We start from the raw sequence: 1,665 nt of genomic DNA, 5'->3' as shown, positions 1-1,665 counted from the left end.
CGTACCGAGGGGTACGGGACCCGGCTCGTCGCCGTTCGCGGTCCCTGCAGCGACCCGACCGCCCTCCGCGCTCGCTCTCCTCACGGAAGGTTCTGCATGAAGAACCCGTCACCTCACGGGCGTTTCGGCATCAAGGCCGGAGCGAAGGCAGGCTCCAGGCCGGGAGCCAAGCAGGCCGGTGGCGGCAAGACGCCCCGGACCCTCGGTCCGCAGGGCGAGTTCGCCATGCCCCGGACCACCACCCCGGCGCTGCCCCCGGTGGCCTCGTTCGACGAACTCGGCCTGCCCCCCGAGCTGGTGACGACCCTGGCCGCGCAGGAGGTGCGCGAGCCGTTCCCGATCCAGGCGGCGACCCTGCCCAACTCCCTCGCCGGCCGCGACATCCTCGGCCGCGGCCGCACCGGCTCGGGCAAGACCCTCGCCTTCGGCCTGGCCCTGCTGGCCCGTACGGCGGGACAGCAGGCGGACCCGAAGCGGCCGCTGGCCCTGGTCCTCGTCCCGACGCGCGAGCTGGCGCAGCAGGTGACCGAGGCGCTGGACCCGTACGCGCGGGCGCTGAAGCTGCGGATGGCCACCGTGGTCGGCGGGCTGTCGATCGGCCGCCAGTCGGGCGCGCTGCGCACCGGCGTGGAGGTCGTCATCGCCACCCCGGGGCGGCTGAGCGACCTGGTCGGACGCCGTGACGTGCACCTGGAGCGGGTCAAGATCACGGTGCTGGACGAGGCGGACCAGATGTGCGACCTGGGGTTCATGCCCCAGGTCACCGAGATCCTGGACCAGGTCCACCACGCAGGGCAGCGCATGCTGTTCTCGGCCACCCTGGACCGCAACGTGGACCAGCTGGTGCGCCGCTACCTGAAGGACCCGGTCTCGCACTCCGTGGACCCGCAGTCGGCCTCGGTCGGCACGATGGACCACCACGTGCTGCACATCCACGCGGCGGACAAGGTCTCGGCGGCGACGGAGATCGCGGCGCGCGAGGGCCGGGTGCTGATGTTCCTGGACACCAAGCACGGCGTCGACCAGTTCGTGAAGCACCTGCGGGCCATGGGCGTGCGGGCCGAGGGCCTGCACAGCGGCAAGTCCCAGCCGCAGCGCACCCGGACCCTCGGGCAGTTCAAGGACGGACTGGTCACGGTCCTGGTGGCGACCAACGTCGCCGCCCGCGGCATCCACATCGACGACCTCGACCTCGTGGTCAACGTGGACCCGCCGGCCGACAGCAAGGACTACCTGCACCGCGGTGGCCGCACCGCGCGGGCCGGGGAGTCCGGCAAGGTCGTCACGCTGGTCACCCCCAACCAGCGGCGCGACATCACGCGGCTGATGGCCGACGCCAAGATCCGGCCCACCATCACGCAGGTCCGCTCCGGCGAGGCGGCGCTGAGCCGGATCACCGGCGCGAAGGCCCCCTCGGGCGTTCCGCTGGCCGGGGCCGCGCCGACCGACGCGAAGGGCCGGCCGAGCGGTACGGACCTCGGCTTCCGCGGCATCGGCACCCGCCCGGGCCGGCCCGGCAAGGGCAAGGAGTCCCGCAAGACGATCGAAGCGCGCCAGGCCGCCGAAGCCCGCCGCGCGGCCCGGGTCCGCAAGGGCCTGACCCCCTGATCCTCTGCCGCCGACGGCGCCCCTGCCCCCCAGGGGGCCGGCGCCCGTAGCGGGGCC

Annotated in this window: 1 protein-coding gene; it reads left to right on the top strand. The window is 73.9% G+C overall.

The genetic code is table 11. From position 1 onward, the window contains the following. Positions 1-96: 96 nt before the first annotated feature. Positions 97-1,608, top strand: coding sequence for a DEAD/DEAH box helicase (locus ACFV0Q_RS41435; protein WP_385013268.1), 1,512 nt, complete (start codon positions 97-99; stop codon positions 1,606-1,608). Positions 1,609-1,665: the final 57 nt, after the last annotated feature.

Source organism: Streptomyces sp. NPDC059564 (genome assembly GCF_042735575.1).
Taxonomy (GTDB): Bacteria; Actinomycetota; Actinomycetes; order Streptomycetales; family Streptomycetaceae; genus Streptomyces.
Note: the sequence above shows the minus strand (reverse complement) of the source record. Positions and strands in the feature narration are given on the sequence as shown.

Bases quoted from the DNA above. Each gene is read 5' to 3' on its own strand.
- ACFV0Q_RS41435 (WP_385013268.1), top strand. From the start codon at position 97: ATGAAGAACCCGTCACCTCACGGGCGTTTCGGCATCAAGGCCGGAGCG.